Source organism: Kibdelosporangium aridum, from assembly GCF_900176515.1.
GTDB lineage: Bacteria > Actinomycetota > Actinomycetes > Mycobacteriales > Pseudonocardiaceae > Kibdelosporangium > Kibdelosporangium aridum.
This window is the reverse complement of sequence record NZ_FWXV01000002.1, coordinates 1,479,528-1,497,628: the sequence shown is the minus strand read 5'-3', so window position 1 is coordinate 1,497,628 and position 18,101 is coordinate 1,479,528. Positions and strand designations below refer to the sequence as shown.

Sequence of the window (18,101 nt, the reverse complement as noted above, 5' to 3'; positions counted from 1 at the left end):
ACTGATGATCAGACGCGGGCGTCTGTTGACAGTCGCCGCCGCAGTGGGTGCCGTCGTCGCGTTGTCGGCGACCGCGAGCGCAGCGGCGCCGCAAGACGCCGAGGGTTTCGGCGGACGGCACTCCGTACGAGAACACCTGTCCAGCTACCACGAGCATCCGCTCGCGTTATCCACCACCGGAAACGGGCAGTTCCGGGCGACGCTGAACGAGCGGACGGGCGAAATCACCTGGCAGCTCAGCTATGCCGACCTGTCAGGCGCCATCACCCAAGCCCATATCCACTTCGGCCATGCGTTCCAGGCGGGCGGGATCAGCGCCTTCCTGTGCACGAACGCGGGCAACGGCCCGGTCGGCACCCAGACGTGCCCGGCCGCGCCCGCGACCATCAGCGGCACGTTGCGGGCCGCCGACGTGATCGGACCGGCGGCTCAGGGCATCGCGGCAGGTGAGTTCGCCGAGTTCGCCAAGGCTTTCCGGGCAGGCGTGACGTACGCCAACGTGCACACGGCCGCGTTCCCGGCCGGCGAGATCCGCGCTCAACTGGACCGTTAACCGCAGGGGAATGCGCGGTGGGTGAGACCGCGCAGGCGAAGGCGGCGAGTTTCTCCGCTCGCCGCCTTCCGCTATTCGGCCAGTTCCGGCGGGAAACCACCGGTCGAGATCGGGCCCCACCGCTCGATGGTCACCCGGATGAGGCTTTTGTTCTGCTTGCGCATGGCCTCGCGGTATTCGTCCCAGTCCGGGTGTTCGCCCGAGATGCACCGGAAGTACTCCACCAGCGGCTCCAGCGCGTCCGGCATGTCGAGTACCTCGGCCCGCCCGTCGACCTGGACGTACGGGCCGTCCCAGTCGTTGGACAACGTGCACAGCGAAACGCGCGGGTCACGGCGCGCGTTGACCGCCTTCGCCCGCCCTGGGTAGGTGGAGATCACCACCCGTCCCTCGGGGTCGATGCCGCACGCCACCGGGGACATCTGCGGGCTGCCGTCCGCCCGCCGGGTCACCAGGACCGTGTGATGCCTGGTACGCAGGAAGTCGATCAGTGCCGCACGGTCCACTTTGTCTTTCGTCGCGATCCGTCGAGCCATGGGCTAACGGTAACGTGCGGACGTGGCGAATCGACTCCGTGCCTGGCTGGCGCCCCACCGGGATCAACCGATCGTGACCGATCCGGCCGAGCGCCGCGCGATCGGAATCGAGTTGATCATCGTGTTCTCGGTGACGCTCGGCATGTCCGGTCTGCGGTCGTTGGTCAGCTTGATCGACTCGCTGCTGCGCCCGGAACCGCTGGCCAACCAGAGCGTGGCGTTGAACGTCCCGCAGGCCACCCTCGACCTGCTGGACCTGCTCAAGCAGTTGCTCAGCGCGGGGCAGCTGTTCGCGTGGGGCGCGCTGGGGCTGTACCTGTTGTGGCGCGCGGGAAGCAGGCTCGCCGATGTCGGGCTGGACCGTCGGTTCATCGGCGGTGACGTGCTGCGTGGCGTCGGGCTCGCCGCGCTGATCGGGATCCCTGGCCTCGGGCTTTACCTGGTCGCGTACGCCGTCGGCGCCAGCCTCGAGGTGGTGCCGAGCGCGCTGACCGACACGTGGTGGCGCCCGATCGCACTGACGATTTCCGCTGCGGGCAACGCATGGGCCGAGGAGGTCCTGGTGATCGGCTATCTGATCACCAGGCTGCGCCAACTCGGGTTCGGCGAGAACAAGTCGCTGCTGTTCTCGTCCGTGCTGCGTGGCTCGTACCACCTCTACCAGGGGTTCGGCGGGTTCGTCGGCAACCTCGTGATGGGCCTGGTGTTCGGCCGGATCTGGCAGAAGACCAACCGGCTCTGGCCGATGGTCATCGCGCACACGCTGCTGGACGTGGTCGCCTTCGTGGGCTATTCGCTGCTCCGCGGGGTTTCCTGGCTGCCTTAGGACGGTCCGTAGCGCATCTTCGTCATGCCGTTCTCGGCACCGGCCGGGATGCCGGACGCCTCGAACAGCTCGCCGACCCGGTCGCCAAGTTCGGCCGGATCCCAGCGCCTGCCGCCCGCCTTGATCTCGGCGACCGAGGTGAACGGCTGGAAGATCTCGATGCTGTCGCCCTGCACGCCGAACACCTTGCCACTGATGTGCCCGGAGTCCGCGGAGCACAGGTACGCCACCATCGGCGCGACATTGCCGGCGTCCAGGAACACGAACTCGCCGTCGCGACCGCGGTGCTCGTCGTCGACGACGTCGGTGGTCATCCTGGTCAACGCCATCGGGGCGATCGCGTTCGACGTGACACCGAACTGCTCCATCTCAGACGCCACAATCGCGGTGAACGCGGCGATTCCAGCTTTGGCACTGCCGTAGTTCGTCTGGCCGGAGAACCCGTACAGACCGGCGATCGAGGTCGTGTGCACGATCCGGCCCGGTCGCCCGCTGGCACGCCAGTAACGGCATACCGCGCGTGTCGGGACGAAATGCCCACGCAGGTGTACGCGGATCACCGAGTCCCACTCGTCGTCGGACATGTCAGCCAGTTCGCTGGTCCGCAGGATGCCCGCGTTGTTCACCAACGCGTCGAGGCGCCCGAACTCCTCGACCGTTGACGCGACCGTGCGGTCCACGAAATCGGTGTCCGCCACGTCGCCGGACGCGACGATCGCCCGTCCACCTGCGGTGATGATCTCGTCAGCCACGTCGTAGGCCGGGGATGGATCGAATTCGGCCAGTACGACCGAGGCGCCTTGGCGAGCGCATTCGAGCGCTTCCGCGCGACCGATGCCCCTGCCCGCACCCGTGACGATGACGACTTTGCCGTCGAGAATGCCCATAACACGAGATTACGGACTGTCCACAATCTCCGGTCGGCTCGAGACTTGGTAGCCACCCAGGTTGTCGCGGACAAACCGGTCCCAGCTGCCGTCCGCGAGCATGGCCCGCAAGGCCTCGGTCACCTTGGCGCGGCGGTTGTCGCCCTTTCGCAGGCCGATGCCGTAGTGCTCGGTGGAAAACGGCTTGCCGACGACCTTCAGCTTGTCCGGCTGCTGCGCCGCGTAACCGGCGAGGATCACGTCGTCGGTGGTGACGGCATCGACCTCGCCGTTGAGCACAGCTTCGACGCATTCGCGGTAGGAGCTGCGTTGATCAAGGGTGACGCTGTGCGCGTACGTCGCCTGGACCTGTTGCGCGGGCGTGGAACCGGTCACCGAGCACAGCCGCCAGTCGCTGTCGTTCAACGACTCTGGGCCGTCGATGTCCGAATTGGTCTTGCGCACCAACAGACTCTGCCCGGCCACGAAGTAAGGCCCGGCGAAGTCGACGCGCTGCCTGCGGGTCTCGGTGATCGAGTACGTGGCCACGACCATGTCGGCTTTCCGCTGCTCGAGCATCGCCTCCCGGTCGGCGGGACGCGCCTCGACGTACGTGATGTTGCGTTTGTCCGTGCCCAAGCGCTCGGCCACATACTCGGCCACGTCGACATCGAACCCGGTGTAGCCGCCGTCTGGCGCTCGCATCCCCAGGCCCGGCTGGTCGAACCGGATACCGACGGTGAGTTTCGGGCCTGCGGGCGGCTCGTCACCACCGCCGCATCCCGCGGTCATCAGCAGCCCTATCGCCGCTGTCGCCGCATACAGCACGGCACCACGCATGGACTCAGCTCCCCGACTTCGCTGAACTCCGACGGGACCATACCGGCCCGCTGCGCCGCCCCCCGCGCGCCTTCCGAACTCGGCAACGAGCGAGGCGATCGCCCCGGTTCCTGCCCGGACCGATTGCGTCGAACGGGTTGACATCATCCCGACACAACGAACGACGCTCGAACCGCTCATTTGACGAAACGATTCGCTGTTTCAAGCCTCCTTCATCGCATGTTTCGATCAGAAATGCCGCCTGAGCACGACGATTTACATATCCAGCCGCTAAGCTGAGTTCTCGTGACCACAGAGGTGCGAGTCCAGGCACAGCCCCGCGTTGACAGTGAGGTAGGCACGCTTCGTTCGGTGCTACTGCACCGGCCAGGCGCCGAGCTCAAGCGGCTCACCCCGCGCAACAACGACAAGCTGCTCTTCGACGGTATCCCTTGGGTGGACCGCGCGCAGGAGGAGCACGACGCTTTCGCGGAAGTTCTCGCCGGCCGTGGCGTCGAGGTGATGTTGCTGGCGGACGTCCTGGGCAAGGCGCTGGAGGACAGCCGGGCCCGTACGACTGGTGTGCTGACCGCCGTCGACGAACGCCGTCTGGGATACGAGCTCGCGGACTCGCTGCGGTCACATCTGTCCAGTGTGGACGCCAAGACCCTCGCGCACGTGCTCACCGCGGGGATGACCTTCGAGGAACTGCCTGTCGCCGAGGGCGCTTCGCTGGTCCGGCGGATGCATTCGCCGCATGACTTCGCCATCGACCCGCTGCCGAACCTGCTGTTCAGCCGTGACTCGTCGGTGTGGATCGGTGACCGCGTCGCCATCGCCTCGCTCGCGATGCCCGCGCGCGTGCGGGAAACCTCTGTGCTGGACCTGGTTTACGCGTACCACCCGCGCTTCCGGTTGTCCGGGCGTGCTTATGGCGCGCACTCGGCCCCGGTTGAGGGCGGCGACGTTCTGCTGCTCGCGCCCGGCGTTCTCGCCATCGGCGTCGGCGAGCGCACGACGCCCGCGGGTGCGGAGTCCCTTGCACGGTCCGCTTTCAACGACGGCCTCGCGCACACCGTGCTCGCCGTACCGATCGCGCAGGACCGCGCGACCATGCACCTCGACACCGTGTGCACGATGGTCGACCGGGACGCGGTCGTGATGTACCCAGCCGTACGGGACACGTTGGTCGCGTATCCCATGCAGTCCGACGGTTCCGGCGGAGTTGTCGCATCCGGCCCCGTGCCTTTCTTGTCGGCCGCCGCCGAGGCAATGGGAATCGACCGACTTCGCGTCATTGACACCGGCTTGGACTCCGTCACCGCCGAGCGCGAGCAATGGGACGACGGCAACAACACCTTGGCGCTCGCTCCGGGCGTTGTCGTGGCGTACGAGCGGAACGTGGAAACCAATGCGAGACTAGAGGAGGCCGGCATCGAGGTCCTCGCCATCAGCGGCTCTGAGCTGGGCTCGGGGCGGGGCGGGCCACGCTGCATGTCGTGCCCGATCAACCGCGACTCGCTGTAGAGAATTTAGGAATGCCTAACCTGAAATAGGGCATCCTTATTTTCAGTTAGGCTTTCCTAAAAGCGGCACAATCGGTTGGTTTTCGCCACATTATTTTGCCTCTAATGGGTGATGGCGTTACCGTGGAAATATGACCAGCAAGTTCCATCAGCTGCTGCAGCAGCAGATCCGCAACGAGTTCACGGCTTCCCAGCAGTACATCGCGGTGGCGGTGTGGTTCGACGACCAGGACCTCCCGCAGCTGGCCAAGCACTTCTACCACCAGGCGCTGGAAGAGCGTAACCACGCGATGATGATCGTGCAGTACCTGCTGGACAACGACATCAAGGTGGCCATCCCCGGCATCGACGAGGTGCGCAACGACTTCGCCGAGGCGGCCGAGCTGATCGAGCTGGCCCTCAACCAGGAACGGCAGGTCACCGACGAGGTGATCGGCCTGGCCAAGGCCGCCCGCGACGAGGACGACTACAAGGGCGAGCAGTTCATGCAGTGGTTCCTCAAGGAGCAGGTGGAAGAGGTCGCGCAGATGTCGACGCTGCTCAACGTCGTCAAGCGCAGCAACGGCAACCTGTTCGACGTGGAGACCTTCATGGCCCGCGAATCGGTCGGCGACAGCGGCAGCGACTCCGGCGCACCCCGCGCAGCAGGCGGCTCGCTGTAAGCAGGCCCCTCAGGTGACCGGGTCACCCCCGCACGTTGCGGACAACGGTCTCAGCGATGCGGACGGCCCGGTCACAAAAATCCACTTTCGGGTCACCGAAGACGACTTCGATGCTCTCGGTAGCGGACAGTCCAATGAGGACTTTGCACATCCGCGTGCCCGGCAGCTTGGCTGCCGGTTGCCCAGCGACTGCAATCGGGGCCGCGTCGTCAGCGAGCCACTCTTCCTCGCGGCGATGGACCTTCGCGAACCGATCGGTGCCGTCGTGCCGGTACCAGATGGAGAAGTGGAGATCCAGGTTCGACTCATCGTGCCGCGCGCAATAGGACTGCCCGGGCAGCACACCGGGACGCTTGATCGGCGGATAGCCGAGAGCTTGCACTTGTTCGTCGGTGAACAGATCGCACGGCCTGTCGCGGTACCTGCTCGCATCCAATGGGAGAGGAATCGGCGGCGGGCTGGTGGGAAGCCCACGAGGCGTTGGTGCGGGAATGGAAGTAGCGGGTGGGGAATCCGGCGGCTTCTCGGGCGGTGCCCCGGAACACCCCGCAAGCAGGAACAACGCCGCGATCCCCAGCAGAAGCCCGTTCGGTAGAAGTTTCACACCGCTCTCCCGCCGAGTCGTCGGCTGATCTTGCTCTCGCGTTCGGCTTCAGCCCGCTTCTCCTCAATGTATTTCCGGTGTTCATCAGCCACGATTCCAACGACTGGCCCGCTGCGCAGCAGATCGTTGTAGAAGTACTCGTAGCTGAACGCGGCGCCCTTGACGTCGCACATAGCGGGCAACGGTGCATGCATTGGGCTGGGCTTCTCAGCACGAACCGACTGATCGGTCAGGGTACTGGTGATCTTGTTGAGGGAGTGCCCCAATGACTGGAACAGTTCGTCCGCCTGGCGCCGATAGTTCTCCATCACCTGATCGGAATCGTCGCCTTCGATGACTCGTTGCGTGTAGTCCTTCGCGACCTGGACGACGACCCCGATCGACGTTCCCAGCAGCCCACCTGAACCAGCAGACAGCACACCATCGGCAACATCGAACACCGCCGCCCACGCGAACTTGGTGTCCTCTTTCCTGGCTTTGTCCTTCGCGTTGCGGGCGGCCGCTTCAGTGGCCATCACCAGGTTGTAGTAAACGTCCCGGGTCTCCACAGCGGCCGCATAAGCCGCTGCCAGACACTGCATCCCTTGGAGCAACATGGTCTGCTGCTCCTCGCAGAAGAGCTCCATCATCTCGATCTGGGCCTTGAACGCATCGGCGCCACGGCCCTTCCAATCAGCCAGATTCCGCACGCTCGCCCTGATATCGGTAATGGCCGGGTAGTTGTAGCCAACGGCCATCGCGACCTCGTTCAGCCGGTCGTACTCGTCCTCGAGTTTCTGCGGGTCAAGGCTCAGGACGATCTTCATGTCGACATCGACGCGCTCGACGTGCTCGCGTGGATAGCCGGAACTGAACCACTCGTCGTCCTTCAGCCAGACGAATGTCGCCTGCAGGTGATCGGTTATCTGCTCGATTGTTTGGTCGGATCTCCAGGCGCCCATGGCTATAGCCGCCCGTCGGCGCGCCGGTACAGTTTGATGATCTCGCGCAACGCGGCGGCGTTGGCTTCCAGGACATCGCAAGCGAGTCGCAGGCGCCGAGCGTGCATGTCACCCCAGTGGTGATATGCCGGTTCCAGCCGGTCGGCCGCGTCGAAACTGCCGGTTCCTTTGAGGCTTTCGTTTGCCATCAAGGTTTGCACTGGCTGGCGCAGGTGCTCGACCGCCCTGGGCAATGTCCTGCTGGCGGTGATTTCGGCCTCGTCGAGGTCGATCTTGAAGCCCTCGTTGGACATGAGTTCCCCTCTCCCCTGGGTGAACTGCTGGTCGCGAAACTTCGACGCGTGCGCACGTCGATACGTTCCGCAACCGAGTCAGCACGTTACGAGGTTGGGAGAGTGCCCGGATAGCGCCGAATCGGCTAACTGACGCAGTCCTGTTGGGCGGCGAGCAGGTTGAGGCCGGAGACTTTGCCGCCTGTGATCGAGAATTGGTATTTCGCCGACGCGTTTCCGGGCACCTTGGCCGAGTTGCCGCTGAAGTCGGGGTAAGTGGCCTTCACCGCTTCCAGTGTCGAGCCGATTCCGACTCGTTCCGGTGTGGCGACACCGGATCGGAAAACGAAGGCGACTACCCCGCTGTCCGGTGATACCCAGACGGTTCCGCCCGCCGTTTTCGTCGTGTACGACGTGCAGCCGGTTGTTGGTGGTTTCTGGGTTCCTTGCACCTGGCCGGTGGCGAGGAGTTCTTCCTCGGTCATGCCGAGGCGCATGTTTCCGAAACCGTTTGGTCCCAAGGTTGCCGCGGGGGCGATTGGCGGCACGGTGGTCGAAGTCGTCTTCGGTGGGTTACGGACAGTTCCCGGGGCTGGTTCGACCGGCCTGCTTGTGTTCGGGGGTGCGGCGGGCAGGGTGGACTGTTCCGTTGTCGCCGACGACGGAGGTGCCTCCGATGGCGACGACGGGTTGTCGACTGGAAGATCGGTGGGTTGGTTGGCTATCTGGCTCGACTGCGGGCTTGGTTGGGCCAGGACGAAGGCACCGCCTGCGAGCACTGCCGCGCTGAGTACGCCGGCCGCGGACATCATCGCGACGCGACGGCGCTTTACCCGCTTGGCCCCCGCGACAACATGTGTCTCGGCGTCGGGTGCGACGCGCATGTCCAGTCGCTCGTCTTTGAACAAGCGGTTCAGCTCGTCTTCCAGATCCATCTCAACACCTCCCTTCTTCCGTCGCCTGCAGGCGTGTCCGCAAGGTCGCCATCGCCTTGCTCGCCTGGCTCTTCACCGTCCCCGCGCTCACTCCGAGGGTTGTGGCGATCTCCGCCTCCGAGAGACCTTCGTAGTAGCGCAGCACTATTACCGCACGTTGCCTTGGCGGCAGTGCACGCAGTGCCTGCCAGAGGGGCTCGTTGTCAAAAGGATCCCGCGCCGCCACCGCCGCGATGTCAGGCAGATCGGCGACAAGGTTTTCCTTCCGCGTCCGGCGCCACTTGCTGATGTGCGTGTTCGCCATGGCGCGGCGGGTGTAGGCGAGCGGGTCTCCGGTGTTCTTGACGACACGCGCCCACCTCGAACCGATCTTCTCCAGCACGGTCTGCACCAAGTCAGCCGCGTCATGTGGATTGCCGGTGAGCGCGTGGCCGTAGCGGAGCAGCCCGGGCAGGGCAGCCCGGACGAACTCGCCGAAGTCATCCACGGCGTAGCTCTCCCCCAGTTCGGGGTTGAGCATTCCCACCGTCACACGCAGGACACGCCCAAGGCTGTGCAGGGGTTGCCTCGAGTTCCATCACGGGTTCGCCAGCGCCGCGGGTAGCGCGAAAATCCCGTCCGGGCCTGGCGGGAAGTCGACGACGTCGACCACCGCGTCTTTGTTGATCGGGCCGTACACGTGCGGGAACCACGGTCCGTCAGGCGGTCCGACGACTGGACGCTCCCACCTCACTGGAGCGTCCAGCCGAGCCGGGTCGATCACCAGCAGCACCAGATCCGTCCGCCCGCTGAACAGCAGGTTCGCCGGCAGGTGCACGGTGCCGAAATCCGAGCAGTGCACAAAGCCTTCGACGTGCAGCGACTCCGGCCGGTACACGTCTTGCGGTGGCCATTCGTCCCGGCCACACATGTGCAGGATCACCGGATCGTGACCTGCCGGCCGATCAGCCCGTCCCGGGCGCGACGCTCTTCGCTGGTCAGCGGCTTGTCCACGAGAGCTTCTGTCAGCCGCGCACCGAGTTCGGCGACCGGCTGCTCCCACTCGCGCGCGTGCATCTCGTTGTCCAGGTCCCACACCGGCACCAACAGGCCGTGGGCACGGAACGAGCCGGCGTACTTCGAGCCCTCGCCGAGGGTGAGGCCGCCTGCGGCGCTGAGCCGGGCCAGTGCGGCCATCAGCTCTTCCTCCGGCTCCGGGCGGACCCAACGCAGGTACGCCTTGTCACCCGCGAGCGTCCAGTACGCGGCGTCGCCGACCCGCTTGGTAGGCATGATCGCCTCGTTGGCGCGCTCAAGCGACAGCGCGACGTCACCGGTCGGTTCGGCGTCCGGCGCGAGCCACCAGTTGAAGTTGTCGTGGATCTCCGGCTCGAACGGCGCGTCCACGTCGAGGATGTCCTGCAGCCGCTCGGTGTGCTCGTCGTCCTGGCTGACCACGCTCAGCACGTCGCCCGGGTTCGCGTCCTGTGTCCACAGGATCGCCCTGGCGATGTCCCGGCTGATGTCCAGCGACCGGGTCTGCACCTGCAGCCCGATGAACGCGGCCTCGTCGCCGTCGCCACGGACCAGGCCCGCGGACGCCAGCGGCAGCACGGTGCCCAACGTGACCGGACGCTTCGGGTCTGACGCGAGCTTCAGCTGCACGGTGGCCGACGGCACGAACTCACGCAGCGCGACCAGCTCGCACTCACCGGCAAGGCCCTCGAACGGCCGTGCGACGGCGACCTCGGTGACTCCGCCCGGCGCGCCGTGGCACGCCTTGTAGCGCTTGCCTGAGCCGCACGGGCACGCCTGGCGCGGGTTGATCCCCGCGTCGCCGGCTGCCGAACGCCGTGCTCTTCTGGCCTGCTTCGCCCCGGCGCCCTTGCCCACAACAACTCCCTATCTCGACGGTTCGGACTCCGGGACGGTACCGCGCAGAACTTCCAAGGTCGCGGCGGGCTTGTTGGTCGCGATGAACCGCACGCCCAACTCCCGGCAAAGCCTGACGTCCGCCGACTCGTCCACCGTCCAGCAGTACACCGGCCGCCCCGCACGGTCGATGAACCCGGGATCGGCTCGTAACCGCTCGATCGACGGTCCCACGTAATCGCCGATCCGAGGCACCATGCGGGTCCCGATGAGCATCACGGTCGGCAGTTGCGGCGCGTGCCGCTGGACTCGGCGGATCGCCTGCGCGGAGAACGACATCACCACGACCGGTGACTCGTCCTTGCTGGCCGGTCTGGCCAGGCCGTGTCTGGCCAGCAGCGCGACCAGCTTGGCTTCGACGAGCCCGCCGTAGCGGACCGGGTGCTTGGTCTCGACGAACAGCCGCACGCCGGGTGGACGCATCTCCAGCAACGTGTCCAGCCGCAGGACACCAGGTTGCGAGTCACCCCAGCTCAGCTCGTCGAGCTGGGCGATGGTCATGGTGCTCACGACGCCACGGCCTGACGACGTCCGGTCGACGCGGCGGTCGTGCACGCAGACGAGCTCGCCGTCCTTGGTCAGCCGGACGTCGCATTCCAACCCCGTGGCCTGCTGTTGCAGTGCGAGTTCGTACGCGGCGAGCGTGTGCTCGGCCAGGTCAGCGGAGGCACCACGGTGTGCGACGACTTCTGGCAACACGCCGTGATCGTCGCACGGGTGACCTAGCAACCGTGTGAACTGCGGACATACGGTTGCTGACATGCCGTTTGACCCTCGGGACCCCGATTTCGTCGCCGACCCGTACCCGACATTCGCAGCCTTGCGTGACCAAGCCCAGGTCCACGTACATCCTGATCTTGGGATGGCGGTCGCGGTGTCGCATGCCGCGAGCTCCGAGGTGCTGCGCAACCGGGGGCTCGGCCGGATCTGGCGGGACGCCACCCCGGTCGAGCAGTTCACGTCGTTCAACCTGTTGCACCGCAACTCCTTGCTGGAGAACGAGCCGCCGACGCACACCAGGTTGCGGCGACTTGTATCGGCCGCATTCGGCCGCGGGCACACCGAACGGCTGCGCCCGTGGGTCGACGAGCTGGCCGGGCACCTGGTCGACGAGCTGAAAGGCGGCGGTGACCTGCTGGAGCAGCTGGCCGCGCCGCTGCCGGTCGAGGTGATCGCCGAGCTGCTCGGGGTGCCCAAGGCCGACCGGCCGAAGCTGGTTCCGTGGTCGAACGCGATCGTGAAGATGTACGAGTACGGCCTGCCTGAGGAGTCCCGGCGCAAAGCCGAGGAGGCCGCGAGCGAGTTCGTGGCCTACTTGCGAGAACTCGCCAAGGACCCGGCGCCGGAAAGCCTGATCAACGACCTGGTCGCGGCGCATGACGGCGAGAAGCTGGACCAGGACGAGCTGGTCGCGACGGCCGTGCTGTTCCTGATGGCGGGCCACGAGGCGACCGTGAACGTGATCGGCAACGGTGTGGTCGCGCTGATGCGCAACCGGGCTCAATGGCAGCGGCTGATTGACGATCCTTCGTTGCTGCCAACGGCCGTGGAGGAGCTCATCCGTTACGACGCGCCGCTGCAGATGTTCGAGCGCACCGCGACCGAGGAAGTCTCGATCGCAGGTCACACCCTCGAACCCGGCGAGAAAATCGCCGCCCTGCTTGGCGCCGCCGCCCGTGACCCGCAGGTTTTCGACCAGCCGGACACGCTGGACATCGCCCGCAACCCCAACCCGCACCTGGGTTTCGGCGCCGGGATCCACTACTGCGTCGGCGCGCCGCTCGCCCGCGTGGAGATCATGGCCGCGCTGAAAGCGTTGACGACGCGGATGCCGGATCTTCAGCTCGACGGCGAGCCGGAACGCCGTCCGGAGTTCGTGATCAGGGGATTGCGCACGCTCCCCGTGATCGGTTAGCTACCTACCGATGCGTCAGGTTACGGTTCGGCCTGGCGCTTGCTCGGCCGAGAGACACGGAGCTACCTTCCGATATGTCGTGATCTAGATCACTACGCCCGGTTTGCACCGTCGCACAGGAAGGGCGCGGATGCTGTCGGTCAGCAACCTGGAAGTTGTCTACGACGACGTTGTACTGGTCCTTCGTGGTCTGAGCCTCGACGTCCCCGCCGGGTCGATCGTGGCGGTTCTCGGCGCGAACGGCGCGGGCAAGACGACGTTGCTCCGCGCGGTCACCGGCCTGCTCGGACCGCACCGAGGCAAGATCACCAAGGGCACAGTCCGGCTGGACGGCGACGACATCACCGGCGCCGACCCGGCGAAGATCGTCCGCAAGGGCATCGCGCAGGTACTCGAAGGCCGCCGGGTGTTCGCCGAGATCACGGTGGACGAGAACCTCCGGGCCGGTGCGTACACGCGGCGATCGCGTACCGAGGTCAAGGAGTCGTACGCCCGAGTACTGGACCTGTTCCCGGTATTGGCCAATCGCCGGAAATCCATCGCCGGGTACCTCTCCGGCGGCGAACAGCAGATGCTCGCGATCGGCCGTGCCCTGATGGCCTCACCACGGTTGCTCCTGCTGGACGAACCCTCGTTGGGTTTGGCGCCCCGGCTGGTCGAGCAGGTGCGGGACATCATCGTGCAGATCAACCAGCAGGGCACGAGCGTGCTGCTGATCGAGCAGAACGCGGTGATGGCGCTGGCGATCGCGAACTCCGGCTACGTGCTGGAGAGCGGCAAGGTCGTCAAGGACGGGCCGGCCGCTGACCTGCTTGCTGACGAGGACATCCGCGAGTTCTACCTGGGGTCGGGCGAGCGACGGTCGTTCGCCGACATCAAGAGCTACCGCAGGAGGAAGCGTTGGAGCGCCTGACTCCCTTGCTCGAAGTACGGGACCTGGTGTTGCGGTTCGGCGGGGTGACCGCGCTGGACGGGGTGAGCTTCGACGTCGGCGCGGGTGAGCTCTACGCGATCATCGGGCCGAACGGCGCGGGAAAGACGTCGATCTTCAACTGCCTCAACGGTGTCTACCGGCCGCAGCAGGGCACGATCACGCTCGACGGGACGCCGCTGACCGGCAAGTCGCCTGCCGCGATCGCCTCGCTCGGGGTGGCGCGGACGTTTCAGAACCTGGGGCTGTTCGAGCACCTGAGCCTGATCGACAACCTGATGCTGGGCCGTCATCACCTGATGAAGACCGGGATGCTGTCCGGGATGCTCTGGTGGGGGCGGGCCAAACGCGAGGAAGTGGCGCACCGCGAGGCCGTCGAGTCGATCATCGAACTGCTTGAGCTTGAGTCGTACCGCCGGATGCCTGCCGGGCTTTTGCCTTATGGCGTGGCGAAACGCGCCGAGCTGGGCCGTGCGCTGGCGATGGAGCCGACGCTGCTGTTGCTGGACGAGCCGGTGGCGGGCATGAACCTCGAAGAGACCGAGGACATGGCGCGGTACCTGACCGAGGTACGCAGGCAGCTGCCGTTGACGATGATCCTGGTCGAGCACGACATGCGGCTGGTGATGGACCTGGCGACGCAAGTGCTCGCGTTGGATTTCGGCGTGGTGATCGCGTCCGGCTCGCCCGCGCAGGTGCAGGAGGATCCGCAGGTCATCGAGGCATACCTGGGTGGTGCGGCATGAGTACGACCCTGCAACAGTCCAATGTCGACATATCAACTCTGCCTGCCCGCCTGTTGGAGCTGGCTTCGACGCATCCCAAGGATGTCGCCTTACGGCACAAGCATTGGGGTCGGTGGCGTGAAACCACGTGGGCCGAGTACGCCGACCAAGTCGCGCGGACTGCCGCCGGTCTGCGCTCGCTGGGTGTCGGCCCCGGTTCGCGAGTGGCGATCCACTCGGAGAACCGGCCCGAGTGGGTGATCGCAGACCTTGCCATTCAAGGACTTGGTGCGGTGACCGTCGGGGTCTACCCGACTTCGCCGGCTTCGGAGATCTCGTACCTGCTGGAGCACGCTTCGGTCTCGGTGCTGATCACCGAAGACGAGGAACAGCTCGACAAAGTGCTGTCGGTGCACGCGGATCTGCCCGCGTTGCAACACATCGTGGTGATCGATCCGCGCGGTGTGCGGCACGACAAGATTTTGACGTTCGCCGACCTCCTGGCCGCCGAGGACTCGTCGGAAGCGTTTGCGTCGTCAGTCGCCTCGCTGGATCCGTCGTCACCCGCGATCCTCGTCTACACATCGGGAACGACCGGCCCGCCCAAAGGCGCTCTGATCTCGCACGCCAACCTGGTCGCCTCGGCTCGTACATTCGTCCCCGCGCTCGGTGCGGGCATGCGCGACGAGGTGCTGAGTTACCTGCCGTTGTGCCACGTCGCCGAGCGGCTGATCTCGGTGATCGACGCGGTGTGGTCCGGGTCGACGGTGAACTTCGGCGAGGGCGGCGACGCGTTCCCCCAGGACCTTCGGGACGTCCAGCCGACGGTTTTCCTTGGCGTGCCCCGGGTCTGGGAAAAGCTGATGGCCGGGGTCGAGATCAGGATGAGCGACGCGTCCTGGCTCAAGCGAGCGATCTACCGGGCTTGCCTGAAGCAGGGCCAACGGATCGCCCCGCGCCGGATGACCGGCCGCACAGGGCTCGGCGACAAACTAGTGCTTGGTTTGTGCGAGCTGCTGGTGTTCCGCGCGTTGCGTTCCAAACTCGGCATGTCCCGCGTGCGCGTGCCGCTGTCCGGCGCCGCGCCGATCGCACCCCAGGTACTGGAGTTCCTGTGGGCAATCGGAATTCCGGTTCTCGAGGGATACGGGCAGACCGAGAACACCGCGATCTGCACACTCACGATGCCCGGCGATGTCCGCCTGGGCACCGTCGGCCGCGCACTGCCTGGCGTTGAGCTGAAAATCGCCTCCGACGGCGAGATCCTGACCCGATCGTCCGGTGTTTTCCAGGGGTACCTCAACGATCCCGCAGCGACTGCGGCAACGGTGGACACCGACGGCTGGCTGCACACCGGAGACGTCGGGGAGCTGTCCGACGACGGATTCCTGACGATCACCGACCGCAAGAAGGACATCATCATCACCGCGGGCGGCAAGAACGTCTCACCGTCGGAAATCGAGAACCTGCTCAAGGTCTCGCCGTTCATCCGCGAAGCCGTGGTGATCGGCGACCGCCGCAAGTACCTGACCGCACTGATCGGCATCGAACTCGACACCGTCGGAAACTGGGCGACGCGCCGGGACCTGGCTTACACGACGTACGCCGACCTGTCGGACAAACCCGAGGTGTACGCGCTGATCCGAAACGTCGTGAGCGCGGCCAACAAAGAACTCTCGCAGGTCGAACAGGTGAAACGGTTCGTGCTGATCGGCAAGGAACTCGACCACGAGGACGGTGAGTTGACCGCGACGCAGAAGGTCAAACGCAAGGCGATCGAACGCCGGTTCCAGACGGAGATCGAGGCGATGTACCAATGATCGCCGTCAGCCCAGTCGTTGGCGGACCCCGCGGAGATCGAACCCCGAACCCGCGGATGAAAAGTCCACTGCTCCGCCAACCCCGGCCCGAGCAACGCTCCCCCGAGCAGCCCTCGCCAGAGCAGCCCCCGCCCGTCCCGGGGGGCGTCCCCGATTCCATTCTATCGGGGGTCAGGCCTGGTAGAAGGGTTACCGGTCGGTTGTGGACAACTGGATTTGCGAACGGTCCTTTCGCGCGGGACAACGTGGGCGTGACCTGGGCGGTGGGGCGATGACTGCCTTTCTCCAGAACTGCTTCGCGGGGTTGGCGCTGGGATCCACCTATGCCTTGGTGGCGCTTGGCTTCGTGGTCATCTTCAAGTCGACCGGGGTGATCAACTTCGCCCAGGGCGGGTTGCTCGCGCTCGGGGCGTATCTCGGGTACACGTTCTCCAACAACCTTCTGCTCGCGTTCGGGATCGCGATCCTGCTGGCGTGCCTGGCCGCGGCCCTGGTCGGAGCGGGGTTCGAAAGAATCGTGCTGCGCAGGATGGTCGGGCAGCCGCCGTTCGCGGTCATCATGATCACGATCGGCCTGCTCTTCATTCTCGAGCCGATGATCACCGCCATCTGGGGGTTCGACAACCTGCAGGTGCGCAATCCGTGGAACATCAACACCGTTGAGGTCGGCGGGCTGGTGTTCGGGGTGAAGGACCTGTGGACGATCGGGCTCACCGCGGTCGTCGTCGTCGGGTTCTTCGTCTTCTTCAAGTACTCGCCGCTCGGTCTGGCGATGCGGGTGACCGCGTTCGACCCGGAAGCCGCGTTGGCCCAAGGCATCAGCGCGAAGAAGGTGTACGCCGTCTCATGGGCGATCGCTGCTGCGCTGGCCGCGTTGGCGGGCATCGCGATGGCGGCGGGGCCGGGCGGGTTGAGTCCCTCGATCGGGTTCATCGCGTTGGCCGCGTTCCCCGCGATGATCGTCGGCGGGATGGACTCGCCCGCGGGTGCTGTGCTCGGTGGGTTGGTGATCGGGCTCGCCGAGGCGTTGACCCGTGGTTATCAGGACCAGCTGTTCTCGTGGGCCGGGGACAACGTGTCGATCATCGTTCCCTACCTGCTGATGATCGTGATTCTGCTGATCCGGCCGTATGGGTTGCTCGGGACGAAGGACGTGAGGCGAGTCTGATGGCCAAGCCACACCGCAATCTCGTCCGCGACTATCGCCAGGACCTGCGCTTGTTCGGGTCACCGTTGGCCAAGACCGGCCTGGCCGCGATGCTCGTCGCCCTCGTCATGCTGCCGATGGTGATCCAGGACGACTTCTGGCTCAGCGTCCTGGTCTACGTCGGCATCACGGCCGTCGGCGCGATCGGGCTCAACCTGCTGACCGGCTACTGTGGACAGATCTCGCTCGGTCACGCGTTCTTCATCGGCGCGGGTGCTTACGTCACCGGCTGGGCGGGCAGTGAACTCCCGCTTTTCCTCTGGCTTCCGGTCGCCGCTTTGGCCGGTGGTCTGCTCGGTGCGGTGATCGGGCCGTTCGCGCTGCGCCTGCGCGGGCATTACCTCGCGATTGTCACGCTCGGGCTGGTCTTCCTCGGGGAACACTTGTGGCGCAACTGGAGAGGCCTGACCGGTGGCAATTCCGGCACGTCGGTCAACGCGCAGGTGAACCTCGGGCCGATCGACTTCAACCGGATCGAACTCGCCGGTGAGGTGTATTCCCGCAATCAGGGGTATTTCTGGCTGGTGTGGGCCCTGGTCGCGATCGTCGCACTGCTGATCAAGAACCTGGTCCGGACGAGGCCGGGCCGCGCGCTGCAAGCGGTACGCGACCGGGACCAGGCCGCCGAGGTCATCGGCGTACGGGCGGGCCGGTACAAGATCGGGGCGTTCGTGGTCTCCAGCGCGATCGCGTCGGTCGCCGGTGCGTTGTTCGGGTCATATCAACAATTCGTCAGCCCGGACGAGTGGAATCTGTTGTTGTCCATCCAGTACATCGCGATCGTCATCGTCGGCGGGCTCGGCACGGTGTTCGGTTCGATTCTCGGCGCCATCTTCGTCGGCGCGCTGCCGGCGTTGATCGACCGGTTCGGCGACGCCATTCCCGGCGTGCAGACCAGCGTCGGCGGCGAGGGGTTCATCAGCGTGTTCGCGTTGAACCAGGCCATTTTCGGTGTGCTGATAGTGCTTTTCCTCGTTCTCGAACCACGGGGTCTCGCAGGCATCTGGTTACGGATCAAGGCTTACTTCAAGTCTTGGCCATTCTCGTATTAG

At 65.7% G+C, this 18,101-nt stretch carries 21 protein-coding genes; 10 read left to right on the top strand and 11 right to left on the bottom strand.

The genetic code is table 11. The features are described from left to right. Positions 1–4 precede the first annotated feature (4 nt). Positions 5–553: a CHRD domain-containing protein gene (locus B9C43_RS16645; protein WP_084427362.1), complete on the top strand. Its 549-nt coding sequence runs from the start codon at positions 5–7 to the stop codon at positions 551–553. A gap of 71 nt (positions 554–624) precedes the next feature. On the opposite strand, the gene B9C43_RS16640 is transcribed toward B9C43_RS16645, so the two are convergent. Continuing rightward, positions 625–1,089: a PPOX class F420-dependent oxidoreductase gene (locus B9C43_RS16640; protein ID WP_033381204.1), complete on the bottom strand. Its 465-nt coding sequence runs from the start codon at positions 1,087–1,089 to the stop codon at positions 625–627. Between the two features lie 22 nt (positions 1,090–1,111). Here B9C43_RS16640 and B9C43_RS16635 point away from each other — a divergent pair, with 22 nt between their 5' ends. Beyond that, positions 1,112–1,915 carry a CPBP family intramembrane glutamic endopeptidase gene (locus B9C43_RS16635; protein ID WP_084427360.1) on the top strand — a complete coding sequence of 268 codons (804 nt, stop codon included), beginning with the start codon at positions 1,112–1,114 and terminating at the stop codon, positions 1,913–1,915. On the opposite strand, the gene B9C43_RS16630 is transcribed toward B9C43_RS16635, so the two are convergent. Further along, positions 1,912–2,802, bottom strand: a complete 891-nt coding sequence (locus tag B9C43_RS16630; RefSeq protein ID WP_084427358.1) for an SDR family NAD(P)-dependent oxidoreductase — start codon at positions 2,800–2,802, stop codon at positions 1,912–1,914. The two genes, B9C43_RS16635 and B9C43_RS16630, sit on opposite strands and share 4 nt — an antisense overlap. A gap of 9 nt (positions 2,803–2,811) precedes the next feature. Further along, a complete protein-coding gene (locus B9C43_RS16625) occupies positions 2,812–3,621 on the bottom strand; it encodes a glutamate ABC transporter substrate-binding protein (protein WP_084427356.1) in 810 nt (269 codons plus the stop codon). Positions 3,622–3,906: 285 nt separating this feature from the next. Between B9C43_RS16625 and B9C43_RS16620 the strand changes: the two genes are divergently transcribed. Both B9C43_RS16620 and B9C43_RS16615 read left to right on the top strand, forming a co-directional pair. Continuing rightward, complete coding sequence (locus B9C43_RS16620; RefSeq protein ID WP_051894996.1) at positions 3,907–5,127, top strand: arginine deiminase; 1,221 nt, start codon at positions 3,907–3,909, stop codon at positions 5,125–5,127. Positions 5,128–5,257: 130 nt separating this feature from the next. Further along, on the top strand, positions 5,258–5,788 hold the full coding sequence (locus B9C43_RS16615; RefSeq protein WP_033381207.1) for a ferritin: 531 nt from the start codon (positions 5,258–5,260) through the stop codon (positions 5,786–5,788). 22 nt (positions 5,789–5,810) lie between these two features. Here the strand turns inward: B9C43_RS16615 and B9C43_RS16610 are convergent, their stop codons facing one another. From B9C43_RS16610 to B9C43_RS16575, 8 genes are all read right to left on the bottom strand, one after another. Next, entirely contained in the window at positions 5,811–6,392 is a 582-nt protein-coding gene (locus B9C43_RS16610) for a DUF3558 domain-containing protein (RefSeq protein ID WP_084427354.1), read from the bottom strand. After that, a complete protein-coding gene (locus tag B9C43_RS16605; protein WP_084427352.1) occupies positions 6,389–7,333 on the bottom strand; it encodes a hypothetical protein in 945 nt (314 codons plus the stop codon). Before B9C43_RS16605 ends, B9C43_RS16610 begins: the two co-directional genes overlap by 4 nt. Before the next feature lie 2 nt (positions 7,334–7,335). Next, positions 7,336–7,626, bottom strand: coding sequence for a hypothetical protein (locus B9C43_RS16600; protein WP_084427350.1), 291 nt, complete (start codon positions 7,624–7,626; stop codon positions 7,336–7,338). A gap of 125 nt (positions 7,627–7,751) precedes the next feature. Further along, a complete protein-coding gene (locus B9C43_RS16595) occupies positions 7,752–8,540 on the bottom strand; it encodes a hypothetical protein (RefSeq protein WP_051894997.1) in 789 nt (262 codons plus the stop codon). Between the two features lies 1 nt (position 8,541). Next, complete coding sequence (locus B9C43_RS16590; protein ID WP_084428246.1) at positions 8,542–9,060, bottom strand: SigE family RNA polymerase sigma factor; 519 nt, start codon at positions 9,058–9,060, stop codon at positions 8,542–8,544. A gap of 57 nt (positions 9,061–9,117) precedes the next feature. Continuing rightward, positions 9,118–9,462, bottom strand: coding sequence for a DUF952 domain-containing protein (locus B9C43_RS16585; protein ID WP_084427348.1), 345 nt, complete (start codon positions 9,460–9,462; stop codon positions 9,118–9,120). Beyond that, the gene (locus B9C43_RS16580; RefSeq protein WP_084427346.1) at positions 9,459–10,412 is read right to left on the bottom strand and encodes a DUF5926 family protein; all 954 of its coding nucleotides are present in this window, start codon (positions 10,410–10,412) and stop codon (positions 9,459–9,461) included. Before B9C43_RS16580 ends, B9C43_RS16585 begins: the two co-directional genes overlap by 4 nt. A gap of 9 nt (positions 10,413–10,421) precedes the next feature. Beyond that, positions 10,422–11,150 carry a glycerophosphodiester phosphodiesterase family protein gene (locus B9C43_RS16575; protein ID WP_235038646.1) on the bottom strand — a complete coding sequence of 243 codons (729 nt, stop codon included), beginning with the start codon at positions 11,148–11,150 and terminating at the stop codon, positions 10,422–10,424. A gap of 61 nt (positions 11,151–11,211) precedes the next feature. Between B9C43_RS16575 and B9C43_RS16570 the strand changes: the two genes are divergently transcribed. The 6 genes from B9C43_RS16570 (at position 11,212) to B9C43_RS16545 (ending at position 18,101) form a co-directional block, all read left to right on the top strand. Next, positions 11,212–12,366 (top strand): cytochrome P450, encoded by a 1,155-nt coding sequence (locus B9C43_RS16570; protein ID WP_084427342.1) that lies wholly within the window; start codon positions 11,212–11,214, stop codon positions 12,364–12,366. 130 nt (positions 12,367–12,496) lie between these two features. Further along, the gene (locus B9C43_RS16565; RefSeq protein ID WP_033381213.1) at positions 12,497–13,279 is read left to right on the top strand and encodes an ABC transporter ATP-binding protein; all 783 of its coding nucleotides are present in this window, start codon (positions 12,497–12,499) and stop codon (positions 13,277–13,279) included. Further along, a complete protein-coding gene (locus B9C43_RS16560; RefSeq protein WP_084427340.1) occupies positions 13,267–14,043 on the top strand; it encodes an ABC transporter ATP-binding protein in 777 nt (258 codons plus the stop codon). The genes B9C43_RS16565 and B9C43_RS16560 overlap by 13 nt, the downstream gene beginning before the upstream one ends. Beyond that, on the top strand, positions 14,040–15,842 hold the full coding sequence (locus tag B9C43_RS16555; RefSeq protein ID WP_033381215.1) for an AMP-dependent synthetase/ligase: 1,803 nt from the start codon (positions 14,040–14,042) through the stop codon (positions 15,840–15,842). The genes B9C43_RS16560 and B9C43_RS16555 overlap by 4 nt, the downstream gene beginning before the upstream one ends. A 271-nt stretch (positions 15,843–16,113) precedes the next feature. After that, the gene (locus B9C43_RS16550) at positions 16,114–17,010 is read left to right on the top strand and encodes a branched-chain amino acid ABC transporter permease (protein WP_084427338.1); all 897 of its coding nucleotides are present in this window, start codon (positions 16,114–16,116) and stop codon (positions 17,008–17,010) included. Next, a complete protein-coding gene (locus B9C43_RS16545) occupies positions 17,010–18,101 on the top strand; it encodes a branched-chain amino acid ABC transporter permease (protein ID WP_084427336.1) in 1,092 nt (363 codons plus the stop codon). Before B9C43_RS16550 ends, B9C43_RS16545 begins: the two co-directional genes overlap by 1 nt.

Bases quoted from the DNA above. Each gene is read 5' to 3' on its own strand.
- B9C43_RS16645 (WP_084427362.1), top strand. From the start codon at position 5: ATGATCAGACGCGGGCGTCTGTTGACAGTCGCCGCCGCAGTGGGTGCC.
- B9C43_RS16640 (WP_033381204.1), bottom strand. From the start codon at position 1,089: ATGGCTCGACGGATCGCGACGAAAGACAAAGTGGACCGTGCGGCACTG.
- B9C43_RS16630 (WP_084427358.1), bottom strand. From the start codon at position 2,802: ATGGGCATTCTCGACGGCAAAGTCGTCATCGTCACGGGTGCGGGCAGG.
- B9C43_RS16625 (WP_084427356.1), bottom strand. From the start codon at position 3,621: ATGCGTGGTGCCGTGCTGTATGCGGCGACAGCGGCGATAGGGCTGCTG.
- B9C43_RS16615 (WP_033381207.1), top strand. From the start codon at position 5,258: ATGACCAGCAAGTTCCATCAGCTGCTGCAGCAGCAGATCCGCAACGAG.
- B9C43_RS16605 (WP_084427352.1), bottom strand. From the start codon at position 7,333: ATGGGCGCCTGGAGATCCGACCAAACAATCGAGCAGATAACCGATCAC.
- B9C43_RS16600 (WP_084427350.1), bottom strand. From the start codon at position 7,626: ATGTCCAACGAGGGCTTCAAGATCGACCTCGACGAGGCCGAAATCACC.
- B9C43_RS16595 (WP_051894997.1), bottom strand. From the start codon at position 8,540: ATGGATCTGGAAGACGAGCTGAACCGCTTGTTCAAAGACGAGCGACTG.
- B9C43_RS16590 (WP_084428246.1), bottom strand. From the start codon at position 9,060: ATGCTCAACCCCGAACTGGGGGAGAGCTACGCCGTGGATGACTTCGGC.
- B9C43_RS16570 (WP_084427342.1), top strand. From the start codon at position 11,212: ATGCCGTTTGACCCTCGGGACCCCGATTTCGTCGCCGACCCGTACCCG.
- B9C43_RS16565 (WP_033381213.1), top strand. From the start codon at position 12,497: ATGCTGTCGGTCAGCAACCTGGAAGTTGTCTACGACGACGTTGTACTG.
- B9C43_RS16555 (WP_033381215.1), top strand. From the start codon at position 14,040: ATGAGTACGACCCTGCAACAGTCCAATGTCGACATATCAACTCTGCCT.
- B9C43_RS16550 (WP_084427338.1), top strand. From the start codon at position 16,114: ATGACTGCCTTTCTCCAGAACTGCTTCGCGGGGTTGGCGCTGGGATCC.
- B9C43_RS16545 (WP_084427336.1), top strand. From the start codon at position 17,010: ATGGCCAAGCCACACCGCAATCTCGTCCGCGACTATCGCCAGGACCTG.